Annotated in this window: 14 protein-coding genes; 8 read left to right on the forward strand and 6 right to left on the reverse strand. The window is 53.3% G+C overall.

The window, feature by feature from the left end:
• Window position 1 precedes the first annotated feature (1 nt).
• The 3 genes from metL (at window position 2) to katG (ending at window position 6,045) form a co-directional block, all read left to right on the forward strand.
• Window positions 2-2,434 carry a bifunctional aspartate kinase/homoserine dehydrogenase II gene (gene metL / locus FDW94_RS07655; protein WP_008787044.1) on the forward strand — a complete coding sequence of 811 codons (2,433 nt, stop codon included), beginning with the start codon at window positions 2-4 and terminating at the stop codon, window positions 2,432-2,434.
• Between the two features lie 374 nt (window positions 2,435-2,808).
• Entirely contained in the window at window positions 2,809-3,696 is an 888-nt protein-coding gene (metF, locus tag FDW94_RS07660) for a methylenetetrahydrofolate reductase (RefSeq protein WP_137377413.1), read from the forward strand.
• A gap of 168 nt (window positions 3,697-3,864) precedes the next feature.
• Entirely contained in the window at window positions 3,865-6,045 is a 2,181-nt protein-coding gene (gene katG, locus FDW94_RS07665) for a catalase/peroxidase HPI (protein ID WP_137377414.1), read from the forward strand.
• A gap of 86 nt (window positions 6,046-6,131) precedes the next feature.
• On the opposite strand, the gene FDW94_RS07670 is transcribed toward katG, so the two are convergent.
• Genes FDW94_RS07670 through ptsP form a run of 3 tightly spaced genes read right to left on the reverse strand, consistent with a single transcriptional unit; the run spans window position 6,132 to window position 10,427 of the window.
• Window positions 6,132-7,235 carry a glycerol dehydrogenase gene (locus FDW94_RS07670; protein WP_003825158.1) on the reverse strand — a complete coding sequence of 368 codons (1,104 nt, stop codon included), beginning with the start codon at window positions 7,233-7,235 and terminating at the stop codon, window positions 6,132-6,134.
• Window positions 7,236-7,247: 12 nt separating this feature from the next.
• A complete protein-coding gene (fsa, locus tag FDW94_RS07675; protein WP_020996106.1) occupies window positions 7,248-7,910 on the reverse strand; it encodes a fructose-6-phosphate aldolase in 663 nt (220 codons plus the stop codon).
• Window positions 7,911-7,925: 15 nt separating this feature from the next.
• Window positions 7,926-10,427 carry a phosphoenolpyruvate--protein phosphotransferase gene (ptsP, locus tag FDW94_RS07680; RefSeq protein WP_137377417.1) on the reverse strand — a complete coding sequence of 834 codons (2,502 nt, stop codon included), beginning with the start codon at window positions 10,425-10,427 and terminating at the stop codon, window positions 7,926-7,928.
• A gap of 308 nt (window positions 10,428-10,735) precedes the next feature.
• Between ptsP and FDW94_RS07685 the strand changes: the two genes are divergently transcribed.
• The 5 genes from FDW94_RS07685 (at window position 10,736) to FDW94_RS07705 (ending at window position 15,819) form a co-directional block, all read left to right on the forward strand.
• Window positions 10,736-11,815, forward strand: coding sequence for a PTS fructose transporter subunit EIIC (locus FDW94_RS07685; protein ID WP_003825153.1), 1,080 nt, complete (start codon window positions 10,736-10,738; stop codon window positions 11,813-11,815).
• A gap of 14 nt (window positions 11,816-11,829) precedes the next feature.
• Window positions 11,830-12,150, forward strand: a complete 321-nt coding sequence (locus FDW94_RS07690) for a PTS fructose-like transporter subunit IIB (protein ID WP_003825151.1) — start codon at window positions 11,830-11,832, stop codon at window positions 12,148-12,150.
• Between the two features lie 169 nt (window positions 12,151-12,319).
• Window positions 12,320-14,617 carry a formate C-acetyltransferase gene (locus FDW94_RS07695; RefSeq protein WP_137377415.1) on the forward strand — a complete coding sequence of 766 codons (2,298 nt, stop codon included), beginning with the start codon at window positions 12,320-12,322 and terminating at the stop codon, window positions 14,615-14,617.
• On the forward strand, window positions 14,583-15,461 hold the full coding sequence (locus FDW94_RS07700) for a [formate-C-acetyltransferase]-activating enzyme (protein WP_128317573.1): 879 nt from the start codon (window positions 14,583-14,585) through the stop codon (window positions 15,459-15,461). Before FDW94_RS07695 ends, FDW94_RS07700 begins: the two co-directional genes overlap by 35 nt.
• 1 nt (window position 15,462) lies before the next feature.
• Complete coding sequence (locus FDW94_RS07705) at window positions 15,463-15,819, forward strand: PTS fructose-like transporter subunit IIB (protein WP_048215171.1); 357 nt, start codon at window positions 15,463-15,465, stop codon at window positions 15,817-15,819.
• Here the strand turns inward: FDW94_RS07705 and FDW94_RS07710 are convergent.
• From FDW94_RS07710 to FDW94_RS07720, 3 genes are all read right to left on the reverse strand, one after another.
• Window positions 15,806-16,666, reverse strand: a complete 861-nt coding sequence (locus FDW94_RS07710) for an AraC family transcriptional regulator (RefSeq protein WP_048215170.1) — start codon at window positions 16,664-16,666, stop codon at window positions 15,806-15,808. The two genes, FDW94_RS07705 and FDW94_RS07710, sit on opposite strands and share 14 nt — an antisense overlap.
• A 151-nt stretch (window positions 16,667-16,817) precedes the next feature.
• Window positions 16,818-18,551: a phosphoethanolamine transferase CptA gene (locus tag FDW94_RS07715; RefSeq protein ID WP_111466268.1), complete on the reverse strand. Its 1,734-nt coding sequence runs from the start codon at window positions 18,549-18,551 to the stop codon at window positions 16,818-16,820.
• A gap of 211 nt (window positions 18,552-18,762) precedes the next feature.
• Window positions 18,763-19,317 (reverse strand): phosphoenolpyruvate carboxylase (locus FDW94_RS07720; protein WP_137377416.1); only part of this gene is annotated, 555 nt, incomplete at its 5' end.

Genomic DNA, 19,317 nt, shown 5'->3' on the forward strand with positions numbered 1-19,317 from the left:
CATGAGTGTGATTGCGCAGGCAGGGGCGAAGGGTCGTCAACTGCACAAATTTGGTGGTAGTAGTCTGGCTGATGTGAAATGTTATCTGCGTGTCGCAGGCATTATGGCGGAGTACTCGCAGCCTGATGACATGATGGTTGTTTCAGCCGCAGGCAGTACCACTAACCAGTTGATTAGCTGGCTGAAATTAAGCCAGACCGATCGCCTTTCTGCGCATCAGGTTCAACAGGCGTTACGTCGCTATCAGAGCGAGCTTATCAGCGGTTTGTTACCGCCTGAGATAGCGGATGGACTAATTGGCGCGTTTATTCACGATCTGGAGCGTCTGGCTGGATTACTCGACAGCGGCGTGAACGATGCCGTCTATGCTGAGGTTGTTGGGCATGGTGAGGTATGGTCCGCGCGTTTGATGTCTGCGGTCCTTAACCAACAGGGGCTGGAGTCAGCCTGGCTGGATGCGCGCGATTTTTTACGTGCTGAACGCGGTGCCCAGCCGCAGGTAGATGAAGGTCTTTCTTACCCGCTGCTACAGCAACTGCTGGCGCAGCATCCGGGTAAACGGCTGGTGGTTACCGGCTTTATTAGCCGCAGCAATGCCGGTGAAACGGTCCTGCTGGGGCGTAACGGTTCCGACTACTCGGCGACGCAGGTTGGCGCGCTGGCGGGCGTTTCTCGCGTAACTATCTGGAGCGATGTCGCCGGGGTTTACAGCGCGGACCCGCGTAAAGTAAAAGACGCCTGTTTGCTGCCGCTGCTGCGTCTGGATGAAGCCAGCGAGCTGGCGCGTCTGGCGGCACCGGTTCTCCATGCCCGTACCTTACAGCCGGTTTCCGGTAGCGATATCGATCTCCAACTGCGTTGTAGCTATACGCCGGAGCAGGGTTCAACGCGCATTGAACGCGTACTGGCCTCCGGTACCGGGGCGCGTATTGTGACCAGTCATGATGACGTCTGCCTGATTGAGTTTTTGGTTCCGACTGGCCAGGACTTTAAGCTGGCTTATAAAGAGATTGATCAGGTTTTAAAACGTACCCAGGTGCGTCCGCTGGCAGTGGGTGTGCATCCTGACCGCCAACTGCTGCAATTTTGCTATACCTCCGAAGTCGCTGACGGCGCACTGAAAATTCTGGATGAAGCTGGTCTGCCGGGCGAGCTGCGTTTGCGCCAGGGGCTGGCGCTGGTAGCGATGGTCGGGGCGGGCGTCACCCGTAATCCGCTGCACTGCCACCGTTTCTGGCAACAGTTGAAAGGTCAGCCGGTTGAATTCACCTGGCAATCGGAAGAGGGTATCAGCCTGGTCGCGGTACTGCGTACTGGGCCAACAGAGAGCCTGATTCAGGGCCTGCATCAGTCAATTTTCCGCGCGGAAAAACGCATTGGTCTGGTGTTGTTCGGCAAAGGCAACATTGGTTCGCGCTGGCTGGAGCTGTTCGCTCGCGAGCAGAGCACGCTCTCGGCGCGCACCGGATTAGAGTTTGTGCTGGCGGGTGTGGTTGATAGCCGTCGTAGCCTGCTGAATTACGAAGGGCTGGATGCCAGCCGCGCGTTAGCTTTCTTTGATGACGAGGCGGTAGAGCAGGATGAAGAGTCTCTATTCCTGTGGATGCGTGCTCACCCGTATGATGATTTAGTGGTGCTGGACGTTACTGCCAGCGAGCAACTTGCGGATCAGTATCTGGATTTTGCCAGCCATGGTTTCCACGTTATCAGCGCCAACAAACTGGCGGGGGCGAGCAGCAGTCATAATTATCGCCAAATTCATGACGCTTTTGAAAAAACCGGCCGCCACTGGCTGTATAACGCCACCGTGGGAGCAGGTTTGCCGATCAATCATACCGTGCGCGATCTGATTGATAGTGGAGATACCATTCTGTCGATCAGCGGGATCTTCTCCGGTACGTTGTCGTGGTTGTTCCTGCAATTTGATGGCACGGTCCCGTTCACCGATCTGGTGGATCAGGCGTGGCAACAGGGGCTGACTGAACCCGATCCGCGCGTAGATCTTTCCGGCAAAGATGTGATGCGTAAGCTGGTGATTCTGGCGCGTGAAGCAGGTTACGACATCGAACCGGACCAGGTTCGCGTGGAATCGCTGGTGCCTGCGCATTGTGAAGAAGGCTCTATTGACCATTTCTTTGAGAATGGTGATGAGCTGAACGAGCAGATGGTGCAGCGTCTGGAAGCGGCGCGTGAAATGGGGCTGGTGCTACGCTATGTGGCGCGTTTTGATGCTAACGGTAAAGCGCGCGTTGGTGTTGAGGCGGTTCGTCCTGAACACCCGCTGGCGGCGCTGTTGCCGTGCGATAACGTATTCGCCATTGAAAGCCGCTGGTATCGCGATAACCCGCTGGTGATCCGTGGACCGGGCGCAGGTCGTGACGTCACCGCCGGCGCTATTCAGTCAGACATCAACCGTCTGGCGCAGCTGCTGTAGTTTTTGTTGCCGGATGATCCGGCCGACGGTTCGTTTGTGACCCAGGCCGGATAAAATACGTCAACAGCCATCTGCATAATCACTTCAACGCTCTCATCCTGCGTTAAACCTACCCGTATTGCGTCTTACCCGCGCTCTGGCCAGAGGCGAGTCTGTCACCGCTCTCGTTAACGGCTGGCAGACGGTCATGCCACAATTCCCCATCATTTCAGGCTGATGTGAATTTTTTTCACGTTGGCTGAGTATTCCTCACCTTTAACGATGATTTTTGTGTTGACGCCAGCATGCTTTTCCGTCATTTTTACATCTAGACGTCTAAACGTATAGCAGTTCACAACACAACATATAACGACAAAAGATTGATGAGGTAAGGTATGAGCTTTTTTCACGCCAACCAGCGGGAAGCCCTGAATCAGAGCCTGGCGGAAGTACAGGGTCAGATTAACGTTTCGTTTGAGTTTTTCCCGCCGCGCACCAGTGAAATGGAGCAAACCCTGTGGAACTCCATCGATCGCCTGAGCAGCCTGAAGCCGAAGTTTGTTTCAGTCACCTACGGTGCAAACTCTGGTGAGCGCGACCGTACGCACAGCATTATTAAAGGCATTAAGGATCGCACTGGTCTTGAAGCAGCTCCGCACCTGACCTGTATTGATGCAACCCGCAATGAGCTGCGCACCATTGCTCAGGACTACTGGAATAACGGTATTCGTCATATTGTTGCTCTGCGCGGTGACTTGCCGCCGGGAAGCGGTAAACCGGATATGTATGCCTCTGACCTGGTGACTCTGCTGAAAGACGTTGCGGACTTTGATATCTCCGTTGCGGCTTACCCGGAAGTACACCCAGAAGCGAAGAGCGCTCAGGCCGATTTGCTGAACCTGAAGCGTAAGGTTGATGCCGGTGCAAACCGCGCCATTACTCAGTTTTTCTTCGATGTGGAAAGCTATCTGCGCTTTCGCGATCGCTGCGTGTCTGCGGGAATCGATGTGGAAATTATTCCGGGTATCCTGCCAGTCTCTAACTTTAAGCAGGCGAAAAAATTTGCCGATATGACCAATGTTCGTATCCCTTCCTGGATGTCGACCATGTTTGATGGTCTGGATGATGATGCGGAAACCCGCAAGCTGGTAGGTGCAAACATCGCTATGGACATGGTGAAAATCCTCAGTCGCGAAGGGGTGAAAGATTTTCACTTCTATACCCTTAACCGTGCCGAGATGAGCTACGCTATTTGTCACACACTGGGTGTAAGACCGAATTAAACAGATGCCCCAGCCCTCTACGGAGGGCTTTTTATTGATCATTTTGATCTACATCTCTGTAACTTTAAATATAAAAGGAATTAGCTATCGAATCTGTGGGTTTTTTCGACTATATCTTATCTCTGGTGGTGTATATCGTAGTCAGAACACTGTAAAGGGAGCATATAGATGAGCATGTCCGACGATAGCCAAAACGCATCAACTGCCGGTAAGTGTCCTTTTCATCAGGGCGGTCACGATCAGAGTGCGGGAGCAGGAACGAACAACCGCGACTGGTGGCCCAATCAACTCCGTGTAGATCTTTTAAACCAACATTCCAACCGTTCTAACCCGCTGGGTGAGGACTTCGACTACCGAAAAGAGTTTAGCAAACTCGACTATTCAGCCCTGAAAGGGGATCTCAGAGCCCTTCTGTCCGAATCTCAACCGTGGTGGCCCGCTGACTGGGGAACCTATGCCGGATTATTTATCCGCATGGCATGGCACGGTGCAGGGACCTATCGCTCCGTCGATGGACGCGGTGGCGCGGGTCGCGGACAGCAGCGTTTTGCACCACTGAACTCCTGGCCGGACAACGTCAGCCTGGATAAAGCGCGTCGTCTGCTGTGGCCAATCAAGCAGAAATATGGCCAGAAAATTTCCTGGGCCGACCTGTTTATCCTTGCGGGTAACGTGGCGCTGGAAAACTCAGGCTTCCGTACCTTCGGCTTTGGTGCCGGTCGTGAAGACGTCTGGGAACCGGATCTCGACGTAAACTGGGGTGATGAAAAAGCCTGGCTGACCCACCGTCATCCGGAAGAACTGGCAAAAGCGCCGCTGGGCGCAACCGAAATGGGCCTTATCTATGTGAACCCGGAAGGGCCGGACCATAGCGGCGAACCGCTCTCTGCGGCCGCGGCTATTCGCGCGACCTTCGGTAACATGGGTATGAACGACGAAGAAACCGTAGCGCTGATTGGCGGCGGTCATACGTTGGGTAAAACCCATGGTGCAGCACCGGCTTCGCACGTAGGCGCCGATCCAGAATCCGCACCAATTGAAGCGCAGGGCCTGGGCTGGGCCAGCAGCTACGGCAGCGGCGCGGGTGCAGACGCAATTACTTCCGGTCTGGAAGTGGTCTGGACGCAGACGCCGACCCAATGGAGCAACTATTTCTTCGAGAACCTGTTCAAATATGAATGGGTACAAACCCGCAGTCCGGCAGGTGCGATTCAATTTGAAGCGGTTGACGCACCGGAAATTATCCCCGATCCGTTCGATCCGTCGAAAAAACGTAAGCCAACAATGTTGGTTACCGACCTGACGCTGCGTTTCGATCCGGAGTTCGAGAAGATCTCCCGTCGTTTCCTGAACGATCCGCAGGCCTTCAACGAAGCATTTGCCCGCGCATGGTTTAAGCTGACGCACCGTGATATGGGGCCAAAAGCACGTTACATCGGACCGGAAGTGCCAAAAGAAGAGCTGATTTGGCAAGACCCGCTGCCGCATGCGTTCTTTAACCCAAGCGAAGAAGATATCCTGAAACTGAAGGCGACCATTGCTGCTTCCGGGTTGTCCGTGGGCGAGCTGGTGTCAGTGGCGTGGGCTTCGGCATCAACGTTCCGCGGTGGGGATAAACGTGGCGGCGCTAACGGTGCGCGTCTGGCGCTGGACCCACAGCGTGGCTGGGATGTGAATGCTACCGCGGCACGCGTACTGCCTGTGCTGGAAGGCATTTATAAGTCAGCCCATACCGCTTCGTTAGCCGATATTATCGTGCTGGCCGGTGTTGTCGGTATAGAGCAGGCGGCTAGCGCTGCGGGTGTCAGCATTAAAGTACCTTTTGCGCCGGGCCGCGTGGATGCGCGTCAGGACCAAACGGATATTGAGATGTTTGAACTGCTTGAGCCGATTGCCGATGGTTTCCGTAACTACCGCGCTCGTCCTGACGTATCGACCACCGAGTCGCTGCTGATTGATAAAGCACAGCAGCTGACGCTGACCGCACCGGAAATGACCGTGCTGGTGGGCGGTATGCGCGTACTGGGCACCAACTTCGACGGCAGCCAGCATGGCGTCTTTACCGATCGTCCTGGCGTGCTCAGCACTGACTTCTTCGTCAATCTGCTGGATATGCGCCATGAGTGGAAGGCGGTTGATGAGTCAAAAGAGCTGTTTGAAGGTCGTGACCGTCTGAGCGGCGAAGTAAAATACACGGCAACCCGCGCCGATCTGGTGTTCGGTTCTAACTCCGTACTGCGCGCAGTGGCTGAAGTTTATGCCTGCAGCGATGCTCACGAGAAGTTCGTGAGAGATTTCGTTGCCGCATGGGTGAAAGTGATGAACCTGGATCGTTTCGATCTGCTGTAACAGATAATGCCGGATGTCGCTTGTGCGTATCCGGCATAGTATGAATAAAAAAATCCCCGCGATTGCGGGGATTTTCTATTGGCAGGTTATTCCCACTCTTGCAGGTAACGTTGACCGTACTGGTCAGCCACCAGCAGGGCGGCATACACCTGGTCCGGCGTCGCGCCGCCAGGCATGTTGTGGATGGTTTCGCCTTCGGCACAGGCGGCCTCAGCCACAATGCGCATTTTCGCCGGGATATCCTGTTTGATGTCCAGTTGCGCTAGGGTAATCGGCAGGCCAACGGAATGGCACAGCGCGGCAACGGTTTCAATTTCATCGACCGGTGCGTTTTCCAGCACCAGTTGCGTCAGCGTACCAAACGCCACTTTCTCGCCGTGATAGTAGTGATGCGCATCCGGGATTGCGGTCAGACCATTATGAATGGCGTGAGCCGCTGCCAGACCACCGCTTTCAAAACCGACGCCACTCAGATAGGTGTTGGCTTCAATAACACGTTCCAGTGCTGGTGTCACCACGTGCTGCTCGGCTGCCAGCATCGCTTTTTCGCCTTCTTCGATCAGCGTATTAAAGCACAGCTCTGCCAGCGCCAGCGCCGCCTGAGTACACTGACCGCCCGCCATGGTGGTTGCGCCGCTGCGTGAACAGGCACGCGCTTCGAACCAGGTTGCCAGCGCATCGCCAATACCCGCAGCTAACAGACGCGCCGGTGCGCCCGCGACAATTTTGGTATCCACAATGACCCTGTCCGGGTTGTTGGGCAGCAGCAGATAGCGATCGAATTCACCGGCATCGGTGTAAATGACGGACAGCGCGCTGCACGGCGCATCGGTAGAGGCGATGGTTGGGGCAATGGCGACAGGCACGCCCATAAAGTGCGCCAGCGCTTTGGCGGTATCCAGCGTTTTACCGCCGCCAATACCAAGTACTGCGCCACACTGCGCTTTTTCCGCTACGCCGCGCAGACGGTCGATTTCGTTTTGTGAACATTCGCCGCCAAACGGTGCAATTTCCAGCGCCAGTCCGGCATCCTGGAAGCTTTTTTCCAGTGCGCCCTGGGCAAAGCCTAAGACAAACTTGTCCCCAACGACCAGCCAGCGTTCTGCCAGTGGTTTGAGGTAGCTGCCAAGACGGGTAATAACATCGGCACCCTGGATGTACTTACCAGGTGATTGAATAATGCGATCCATACTTTATTTCCCTCACAGGTTGATGTGACCAAATGCGTTGTTCCAGTCCTGCTCAAACTTCTCTATTGCTGACTCTACCGCAGGGGTATTGAGCATTTGTTGCGCTACGTCTAATGGCAGGGTGATAGCTTCACATCCTGCCAGTAAGCAATCCAGCGCCTGACGCGGGGTTTTAAAGCTGGCTGCCAGTACCATGCTGTTTGGCGCATGCAGCTCCAGTAACGTTTGCAGTTCTTGTACTGTGCGAATCCCATCGCCGCCCTGTGCGTCGATACGGTTAACGTAAGGCGCGATATATTTAGCTCCTGCCAGCGCAGCCAGTAGCCCCTGAGAAGCACTGTAAACGGCGGTTCCCAGCGTGGTGATACCCTCTTTTTTCAGCATCTTAATCGCGGCCAGACCTTCGGATGTCACCGGGATTTTCACTACCAGACCGGGCACTGCATTGCTCAGGCGTTTGGCTTCTTCCACCATGCCCTGCGCCTCGCGGCTCATGGTTTGGGCAAACAAAATACCCTCTTCGCCGATGGCGTTTTGCAGGCGTGGCAGTACATCCCAGATAGATTCTTTGCTTGCCGCCACAATGCTTGGGTTGGTGGTAACACCCGCGATAGGGAAGATGCGTGCCAGACGTTCAACTTCCGCGACGTTGGCGGTATCAAGGTAAAGTTCCATACAAAAACATCCTCTTTAAAGTTCAAGTTCATGTTGCAACAGGCTGGCGATAGCGTCGGCTGAGGCGGCGCTAACCAGCGCGTTACGGAATTCTTCATGCATAATGCGGCGCGCCAGACGCGAGAAAATACGCATATGCTGATCGCCAGCGGCATGTTTGTTGAGCGTCAGCATAATAATGAACTGTGCATCATCATCACCCCAACGTACCGGCGCTTGCAGGCGCGCTACGCTGATGGTGGACTGCTCAATATGTTCGGATTTGCTGTGTGGAATGGCGAAGCTAAAACCTAATCCGGTAGAGAAGACGGCTTCGCGTGCCCACAGGTCTGCTTCCAGTTTACGTGGATAGCGGCAACGGCCTGCCAGCAGGAGGTTGTCGGTCATCCCTTTGATGACCTCTTCTTTACTGCGCCAGTCGCTATCCAGCGTGATGCACTCGGCGGTAACCAGCGGAGTATCCTGTTGGGTCATGCGGAACTGAGCCAGCAGATGTTCGACCTCCAGCGAGGTTCGACAAGCCATCGCTTGATTCAGCAATTGACGGCAGGCACGGCTGTCGAGTTGCGCCATCCGCGCTTTGGCGGCGGGAATGGAGGGAGCGCTCATACTGATTTCGTCCAGACCCAGTCCCACCAGCAATGGCAGCACCGAACCTTTGGCACCCAGTTCGCCACACAGGCCAATCCATTTCCCCTGCCGATGTACTGCCTGCACGGCGTAATCCAGCGCGCGCAGGAAGGCCGGATTCAGGCTGTTGTAGTGGCGGGTAACTTTGGCGTTGTCACGGTCGACCGCCAGCAGGTATTGCGTCAGGTCATTGCTACCAATACTAAAGAAATCAATCTCTTCACAGCATTGGTCAATGATGAACATCACAGACGGAACCTCCAGCATAATACCGAGCTGGATCTTCTCATCAAACGGAATGTGTTCACTTCGCAGTTGCTGCTTGGCTTCTGCCAGTTTCTCTTTGACCCACAGGATCTCTTCCATCGAGGAGATCATTGGGATCATGATTTTCAGGCTACCGTGCGCTGAGGCGCGCAGGATCGATCGCAGTTGCGTAGTAAACAACGTGGCATATTCTTCATAAATACGCACCGCGCGATAACCGAGAAATGGGTTGGTCTCAGCAGGAATATTCAGATAATCAACGGGTTTATCACCGCCGATATCCATGGTGCGTACAATAATGCTGCGTCCCTTTGCGGGTTCCAGCGCCTGGCAGAAAATGTTGTATAGTTCGTTCTCATCCGGGGCGCAGGTACGGTCCATATACAGCATTTCCGTACGGAACAGGCCAACCGCTTCCGCACCGTTACTAAAGGCTGCTTGTGTTTCCACGGAGTGGGCGATGTTGGCGGCGACTTCCATACGGATGCCATCAGCCGTGCGTGCCTCCTGGGTCAGCCAGATACGTTGCTGTTCCCGAATGGCATCCTGGATACGGGCTTCTTGCTGATAATAACGTACGATGGATTCATCAGGGGCAACGACGACTGCTCCTGCGTTACCATCGATATAAACCGTTTGCTGTAGCCATGGCATCAAAGATTCAATATCTACGCCAACCAGCGTAGGGATGTTGAATGACCGGGCGAGAATCACCGTGTGTGACGTAGTACCACCGCTTTTTAACAGCAAGCCTTTCAGCAATGTTTTGTCCAGTTCGAGGAACTGGCTCGGTGTTAGCTCATCCGCCATGCAAACCGTAGGCTGGGTCAGTTTTCCCGGTGCAGGGAAGCGCTGTTCCCCATAAATTTGCTGCAGAAGCTGGAAGCAAACATCGCGTACATCCAGTGCACGCTCCTGTAAATAACTGCTGCTTGAACGGGCGAATTCATCACAAAAATGTCCGGCACTTTCGACAACCGCCTGGGCGCAGCTTAACCCGCGTGATACGCCGGCGAGCAGGTGCTGACGGAGTGAGAGGTCGCTTGCCAGCGAGCGGTGTGCTTCCAGAATCGCACTGGTAGCGCCGTCGCTGTCGAGTAATCGAAACTCAATATTTTTCATCAACAGCGTTAAACCGTTATCCAGTGCCGCTTGCTCGGTTTCAATATCTTGAGCGGATGGAAGGTTACTGAGCGCGTTAAGATCCAGCGAAGAAAGCAGACTCAGAACGCCTCCTGCGCTGCCGCTGCAGACGGTGCGAGCGCGGAAAAGCTGTGGATTTAAATGGGTGAGCGATGCCGGAAGTGGCTCCAGCTCGTTGTTTTTGGCTTCCGCTAGCGGTGCATCGCAGTGCGGAAATTCATTTCGTAACCATTGGCTCAGATGCTGGTGGGCTGCCTGTTCATCTGTACCGGAAATCAGCAACTGGCAGCTATCACCCGCCAGAGTATCGGTGCCAATCAACGATAGTGCGCTCTTAGCGTTGCCCTTACGTTCGGTACGCAGGTTGTGCCACTCAATGTGTGAGGTAAAGGTGTTGCACTGCGTTTCTATGTGGCTTGCCGGGCGTGCATGTACGCCATTGGGTAGCTCACAGGTAAATTCCACAATCAGGGCCATAGCCTCATCTCCCATAACGATTTCTCGCTACAGGATAAAAGGGCAACGCCTGAGCCTGCCATGTGACAAATCTGCCAAAAACTGGATAAATGTAATGTAACTATCAAAGTGAGACATCCCTCACAAGTCAGCGTATCCACTATAAATTCCGAGAAGCTGCAAGTTATGAGGCGGATCGCATTTTTGTACTGACATTACAAAAGTCCAGCAAATGGCCTTTTTATCCACTGTTTGCGTCGCGTCAGATTGCCTATTGTTTTCCGCAACAAGTTTATGGATATGGGCTTTAGGCAGCCCGGGAGCGACTTATGAAAGAGTTGGTACAAATCCTGAAAAATACTCGTCAGCACCTGATGACCGGTGTTTCGCATATGATCCCCTTCGTAGTAGCGGGCGGTATTTTGCTGGCTGTCTCCGTCATGCTGTATGGCAAAGGCGCGGTACCGGATGCTGCGACCGATCCTAATCTTAAAAAGCTGTTTGATATTGGCGTCGCCGGGTTGACTTTGATGGTGCCATTTCTTGCCGCTTATATCGGCTATTCCATCGCTGAACGTTCTGCTCTGGCCCCTTGTGCGATTGGCGCATGGGTGGGAAACAGCTTCGGTGCAGGTTTCTTTGGCGCATTAATTGCTGGGATTATTGGCGGTATCGTTGTCCATTATCTGAAGAAGATCCCCGTACATAAGGTGTTGCGTTCGGTAATGCCTATCTTCGTTATTCCCATTGTCGGCACTTTTATCACCGCAGGCATCATGATGTGGGGGCTGGGGGAGCCTGTTGGCGCGTTAACCACTAGCCTGACTGAGTGGCTGCAGGGTATGCAGCAGGGCAGCATTGTGCTGCTGGCGGTAATTATGGGACTGATGTTGGCCTTCGATATGGGAGGGCCAATTAACAAAGTTGCCTACGCCTTCATGCTGATTTGTGTGGCGCAGGGGGTTTATACCGTCGTGGCAATCGCCGCAGTAGGGATCTGCGTACCGCCGCTGGGTTTAGGTTTAGCGACGCTGATTGGTCGTAAGAATTTCTCTTCTGAAGAACGCGAAGCCGGTAAAGCTGCGCTGGTAATGGGCTGCGTTGGCGTAACGGAAGGCGCGATTCCGTTTGCTGCAGCCGATCCGCTGCGCGTCATTCCATCGATTATGGTGGGTTCCGCCTGCGGCACGGTAACTGCCGCCCTGTTTGGTGCGCAGTGTTATGCCGGCTGGGGCGGGCTGATTGTTCTGCCTGTAGTGGAAGGAAAACTGGGTTATATCGCGGCGGTTGCCGTTGGTGCTGTAGTGACCGCCGTGTGCGTTAACGTACTGAAAAGTCTGGCGCGGAAAAAAGTGTCTCAGGTCGATCAGAAAGAAGATGACCTGGATTTAGATTTTGAAATGAATTAAGTGAGGAATGAGTCATGACCAAGATTATCGCAGTAACCGCATGTCCTTCTGGCGTTGCCCACACCTATATGGCAGCCGAAGCGCTGGAAAGCGCCGCTAAAGCTAAAGGTTGGCAAGTAAAGGTTGAGACTCAGGGTTCGATCGGTCTGGAAAACGAACTGACCGCGGCGGATGTGGCGGAAGCCGACATGGTCATTCTGACCAAGGATATTGGTATCAAGTTTGAAGAGCGCTTTGCGGGCAAAACTATCGTTCGCGTCAACATCAGCGATGCGGTGAAACGTGCCGACGCCATCATGAACAAGATTGGCGCGCACCTTGCGCAAACCGCTTAACTTTTCATTTTTAGAGCCTGCTTCATCAGGCGTTATCGTTGCAGGCAGTTTGAACACGGACAGCGCGCAGGAACCCGAGCGTACACGCAGTACGTGAGGGGCGCGAGCACTGCCCTGGTTCAAAATGACAAATAAGATAGCCTGATGGACAGGTTCCAGGGAGTTCCTCATGACTAACCGCATCCAACGTTTAAAAACCGCTCTGTTTCAGAACAACCGTGAAATTTCGCTTGAACGTGCGCTGTTATATACCGCCAGCCACCAGCAGACGGAGGGAGAGCCGGTTATTCTGCGTCGGGCGAAAGCCACCGCATATATTCTTGAGCACGTTGAGATTTCGATTCGTGATGAGGAACTGATTGCCGGAAACCGTACTGTTAAACCGCGTGCGGGCATTATGTCACCGGAAATGGATCCTTACTGGCTGCTTAAAGAGCTGGAGCAGTTTCCAACCCGTCCGCAGGACCGTTTTGACATCAGCGAAGAGGATAAACATCTCTATCGCGATGTGCTGTATCCGTACTGGGAAAAGCGGTCGATGAAAGATTTCATCAACGGTCAGATGACCGATGAGGTTAAAGCCGCCGTCAGCACCCAGATTTTTAGCATTAACCAGACTGACAAAGGTCAGGGACATATCATTATTGATTATCCACGCCTGTTGAATCATGGGCTTGGCGAACTGGTAGCGCAGATGCGAGCGCATTGTCTGCAGCAGCCGGAGAATCACTTTTATCAGGCTGCGCTGCTACTGCTTGAGGCTTCGCAAAAACATATTTTGCGTTACGCTATGTTGGCAGAGAAGATGGCGGAAAGCTGCCCGGATGCGCAGCGACGCCAGGAATTACTGACGATTGCTGAAAACTCTCGGCATAACGCCCAAAGCAAGCCGCAAACCTTCTGGCAGGCATGTCAGCTGTTCTGGTACATGAACATTATTTTGCAATATGAATCCAACGCCAGTTCTCTTTCACTTGGACGCTTCGACCAGTATATGCTGCCGTTTTATCAGGCCTCGCTGACGCAGGGGGAAGACCCGGCATTCTTACAAGAGATCCTCGAATCCCTGTGGGTGAAATGTAATGACATCGTACTGCTGCGATCCACCAGCAGCGCGCGCTATTTCGCTGGCTTCCCAACAGGCTACACCGCGCTACTGGGGGGATTGACGGAGAATGGTCGTAGTGCGGTAAATGTATTGTCTTTCCTCTGTCTTGATGCGTATCAGAACGTACAGCTACCACAACCAAACCTCGGTGTGCGCACGAATGCGTTGATCGATACACCGTTCCTGATGAAAACAGCACAGACCATTCGTCTTGGTACCGGCATCCCGCAAATCTTTAACGATGAAGTGGTGGTGCCCGCGTTTCTTAATCGCGGTGTTTCGCTGGAAGATGCGCGGGATTACGCGGTAGTAGGCTGTGTCGAGCTGTCTATTCCAGGCAGAACATACGGTTTGCACGATATCGCTATGTTTAATCTGCTGAAAGTGATGGAAATTTGTCTGCATGAGAACGAAGGCAACCGCACTCTGACGTACGACGATCTCCTGGCGCATATTCGTGCCAAAATCAGCCACTACATCACGTTGATGGTGGAGGGCAGTAATATCTGCGATATCGGTCACCGCGACTGGGCGCCGGTTCCGCTGCTCTCCTCGTTTATTAGCGACTGTCTGGATAAAGGGTGCGATATTACCGACGGCGGTGCGCGTTATAACTTCTCCGGCGTACAGGGGATCGGTATTGCAAACCTGAGCGATTCGCTGCATGCGCTCAATGGGCTGGTATTCGAACAACAGCGCTTATCTTTTGATGAACTTTTGTCGGTGCTAAAAGATAACTTTGCTACCCCGGAAGGCGAGAAAGTTCGCGCCAGGCTGATCAATCGCTTCGAAAAATACGGCAACGATATCGATGATGTAGATAACATTAGCGCCGAACTGCTACGTCATTACTGCAAAGAGGTAGAGAAATACCAGAATCCGCGCGGCGGGCAATTTACGCCGGGTTCGTATACCGTCTCTGCACACGTGCCGCTGGGTTCGGTCGTTGGGGCAACACCGGATGGCCGCTTAGCCGGGGAGCAACTGGCAGATGGGGGGCTGTCGCCGATGCTGGGACAGGATATGCAAGGACCGACGGCGGTATTGAAGTCGGTCAGCAAGCTGGATAACACACTGCTTTCCAATGGGACGTTGCTGAACGTGAAGTTTACGCCAGCCACACTGGAAGGTGAGGCCGGTTTACGCAAGCTGGCGGATTTTCTGCGGGCATTTACCCAGCTCAAACTCCAGCATATCCAGTTTAACGTGGTGAATGCCGACACATTGCGCGAAGCGCAGCAGCGCCCTCAGGATTTCACCGGGCTGGTGGTGCGCGTGGCGGGTTACAGCGCCTTCTTTGTCGAGTTGTCGAAGGAGATCCAGGATGACATTATTCGCCGCACCGCGCATCAACTGTGAGGTAATTGACCCACGAGGCGAGGAAGTCGCGCGTATATTCAACATTCAGCGTTACTCACTGAATGATGGGCAGGGTATTCGTACGGTCGTCTTTTTTAAAGGCTGTCCGCATACCTGCCCTTGGTGTGCTAACCCGGAATCACTCTCGCCACGTATTGAAACGGTACGGCGGGAGAGTAAATGTCTGCACTGTACACCCTGTCTGCGTGATGCCGACGAGTGTCCCTCTGGGGCATTTGAACGTATTGGTCGTGATATCACGCTGGACGATCTGGAACGTGAAGTGATGAAAGATGATATTTTCTTTCGCTCTTCTGGTGGGGGGGTAACGCTTTCCGGCGGTGAAGTGCTGATGCAAGCGCCCTTTGCCACACGGTTCCTGCAACGTCTGCGGCGCTGGGATGTGCGCTGTGCAATTGAAACGGCTGGCGATGCGCCGGCCGGTCGCTTGTTATCGCTGGCAAAAGAGTGTGATGAGGTGTTGTTCGACCTCAAAATAATGGATGGAGATCTGGCTCGTGAGGTCATCAACATGAACCTACCGCGTGTACTGGCGAATTTACGGCTATTGGTGGAGGAAGGGGTTAATGTCATACCTCGCCTGCCGCTGATTCCGGGCTTTACGATGAATTCAGATAACACGCAGCATGTGTTGACGATGTTGTCATCACTAGGCATAAAACAGGTACACCTGCTACCGTTTCATCAATATGGCGAGCCCAAATACAGCCTGCTCGGTTTGCCCTGGTTGATGAAAGAAGTGCCCGTACCGACGGCGCAAGAGGTGGATATTATACGTAAGATGGCAGAATGCGCCGGATTTCAGGTAACAGTAGGAGGATAGTATGACCATCGCACCTGTACGATATCTGGTTGCTGTCACCGCGTGCGTAAGCGGCGTGGCCCATACCTATATGGCAGCTGAGCGGCTGGAGAAACTCTGCCAGCAGGAAAAATGGAGCATCAAGATCGAAACTCAAGGGGCATTGGGAACCGAAAATCGCCTGATGGAAGAGGATATTAACCGCGCTGATGTGGTGTTGCTCATTACTGATATTGAACTGGCAGGAGCAGAGCGTTTTACGCAGAGCCGATACGTTCAGTCGGGCATTAGCGCATTTCTGCGTGAGCCGCAGCGGGTGATGAGCGCCGTACGAAAGCTGCTTTCAGCGCCACAGCACACACATCTTACTCTGGATTAGCTTCTTTCTCCGTCAATTGGCTGTGGTACTGCCGACGGTATTCTGATGGTGAACGTTCGGTATTTTTGCGAAACAGGCGGCAGAAGTAGTTGCTGTCAACAAACCCACAAATGTGCGCCACCTCTTTAATCTTCAATTCGTAACCCTTCAACAGCGTTTTTGCGTGTTCCAGTCGCGTGTGGTTCAGGTATTCGTTAAAACCGATAGCGCCCGTTTTTTGAAAAAGGTGGGAAAGATAATTGGGTGAGATGTAGAACGCCTGCGCGACGGATTCTCGGGTGAGCGGTGAAGCGTAGCGTTCGTCAATATAGTTGCGAATGGCTTCGAAAAGCGCCTGGCTGCGTGATGCGGTTTGGATCTGGCTGCCGAGCAGATCGCGGCAGTGGCTCAGTAAGCTTGCAACGATTAGCCTGGCGGTTTGCTGCTCCTGCGGCTGCATCTGCATTTCATTGAGCGTTTGCAGCAGGAATGAGCCAACACGCGGTCCACGCCGCGCAACGTGCTGGCGGGTAAGGTTTTGATATTGCTTACCGTCCCACTGAACGATGCTAAAACCCAGTTGCTGTTTGCCAAATAAGATACTGAGCGTGGTCACCGGTGTGAGCCACTGTGGAAAGTTCCAGCCACCAGCCGGAACGAACAAGGCATCGCAAGGCTGTAACGTCGCGGATGCGCCAGCAACACCGTTATCGGTGAATTCACCTTCCAGCACAATCTCCAGTCGGGGAAAATCGACCTGATACGCCAGTTCCGGCGTTGAGCTACTGGTGCTGGCAAAGTAAATCTGCCGCAGCGGTGTGGGGCCGTTGATCAGGCGAGAGAGCAGGTGGCTGATGTCGTGATACATGTTAATCCCTTGCAGGCAGCAGACAGGGAAACAGTAACGTTGAAAACAATCGCCCTCAAGTGATTATTGCCGGATGGCGGCTAATGCCTTATCCGGCCTACAAGTCTTTGCGAGCTGTAGGCCGGATAAGCGTAGCGCATCCGGCAGACTGTTACTGATTACCGATTTGATCGCCGTAAGGCAGGGTATCGTAATCAATCAGGGCATTCTTTTTGTACGGGTTGCCAATCCAGCGGGTCGTCTCTTTGAACTGCGGGCTGGTAATGGCACGAGTTGGATCGAAACCATCATAGGTGAAGCCCGCTAAATCAGACCAGGTGTGGATAAGCTCTGAGCTGCTGTATTTACGATTCACATCCTGTGAGAAGTCACGCGGGTGTGCAGCCTGCCATTTTTCCGAGGTCCACAGCAGGAACGGCACCGTATACATATGACGCGTTGGGTTGTCTTCATTACGACCCTGCGTTTTATGCGGCGGCGTATCGTATACCTCTTCCCCATGATCGGAGAAGTACAGCAGGAAGCCGTTCGGATCGGTCGCTTTATAGTCTTTGATCAGACTGGCAATGATATGGTCATTGTAGACATTCGCGCTGTCGTAATCGTTGTAAGCTTCCAGCTCATCGTTACTCAGACCAGCGGGCACATTGTCGATATTATTGTCGAACTTACCCTGACCATCCGGGTAACGGAATTTGTACTTAATATGCGTACCCAGCAGGTGAACGATGATGAACTTTTTCGGTGCAGGGTCAGCCAGTACTTCTTTAAATGGCGCCAGCACGTTGCTGTCATATTCGCGCGCACTTTGGGTACGCTGCTGGTTCATATAGAACTGTTTATCCGTTTGCTTAGAGAACACCGTCAGCATGGTGTTGCGGGCGGTCATCGTCTGCTGATTGGTGATCCAGAAGGTTTTATAACCTGCCTGTTTCATCATGTTCATCAGGGACGGCTGAGTCAGATACAGATCTGGGTTCTTCTCGTTGGCAAAGGTCAGCGCCTGCTGCAGGATTTCAATGGTGTACGGACGTGAGGTCACGACATTATTGAACACGGTGAAGTTAGGATCGGATTTATGCAGCGCATCCAGTTCAGGCGTTGTTTCGCGTGGGTAACCGTACAGGCTCATGCGGCCACGTTGCGTTGACTCGCCAATCACCAGTACCAGCGTACGCGGCGCATCACCGGAGTTGTCTTTAAAGTTGGCCAGCGGCGGCAGGGCATTGTTCTCATTCAGCAGGCTATTCAGCGCGGTCAACTGCTGACGATACTGATAATACCCGGAGATGAACTGCCACGGTGCGGCAGGCTCCATGCGTGAGGCGAGACCATCCAACGTTTTTTCAAACGGCTTATGTTTGATAAATGTGTTCACTGTCATCGGATGCAGAATCAATCCGTATAACAGTGCAAACGACACCAGATAGCGCCAGGGTGATGGAATATGCACAGGACGCAGACGTGTCCATAGCAGAATTGCCACAGCTGTATAGGCCAGCGCAATTAAGACAATCTTCAGGCTGAAATATTGGCTCAGATATTCGCTGGCTTCGTTCGCATTGGTTTCAAACATTACGTACAGAACGCTTTGCGAGAACTCTTGCCCGTAGATGACGTAATAGCTCAGAGCAGCCAGCGAGGCCGCCCATAACACCACGCCTATCACGGCAGCAATAATGCGGATACGGTTTGGAAATAAGAATACCGGAATCAACCACAGCGAACTAAACAGCAAGGAGTCGCGTAAACCGGTAGATCCGCTGTAGCCGCTAAAATAGATAACGGCCTGCAGTAACGAAGAAAAGAACCAAAAATAGAGGAGCGCCCAACCCAGGGCTTTCCAGCTAAATACGGGTTTAGACTGGAGTTGTAAGGATTGCATAGTATGAGCCTGTCTTTAATTGTAGCGCCAAGATTAGCACCTAAACATTAAGAGGAACTGAAGCATCACGATCTTAGGATCGTGTTTTGCCGTTGTTATATTCACGTGGTGAATATGTTCGAGGGGAAATATATTGAAAATGAAGTGGTTGTAACAGTGGTTTTTGCTGTCGCCTTCATACAATAGCACGAAGGCGACGGGGGGAGGGACGTTAGCCAGTATTACGCATACCAGCGGCGACACCAGCGATTGTGACCATCAATGCTTGTTCCACGCGTGGGTCTGGTGCATTGCCCTGTTCTTCTGCCTGGCGCGAGCGGTGTAACAGCTCTGCCTGTAAGACGTTCAGTGGGTCAGTATAAACATTCCTTAACTGAATGGACTCGGCAATCCACGGCAGGTCGGCCATCAAATGCGAGTCGTTGGCAATCGCCAGTACGACATCGATATCTGCTGCCAGGCGTTGGCGTAGCTCTGCACCCAGCGGCCACAGATCTTTTTTGACCAGGCGCTGATCGTAATACTCTGCCAGCCACAGGTCTGCTTTCGCGAAAACCATTTCCAGCATGCCAAGGCGTGTGGAGAAGAATGGCCAGTCGCGGCACATGGCTTCAAGTTCGCTTTGCTTGCCGTCTTCAACCACTTTTTGCAGCGCGGTACCTGCACCCAACCAGGCCGGGAGCATCAGGCGGTTCTGCGTCCAGGCGAAGATCCACGGAATGGCGCGCAGAGACTCTACCCCGCCGGTCGGACGGCGTTTTGCCGG

This window comes from Citrobacter sp. wls757 (assembly GCF_005280935.1).
GTDB lineage: Bacteria > Pseudomonadota > Gammaproteobacteria > Enterobacterales > Enterobacteriaceae > Citrobacter > Citrobacter portucalensis.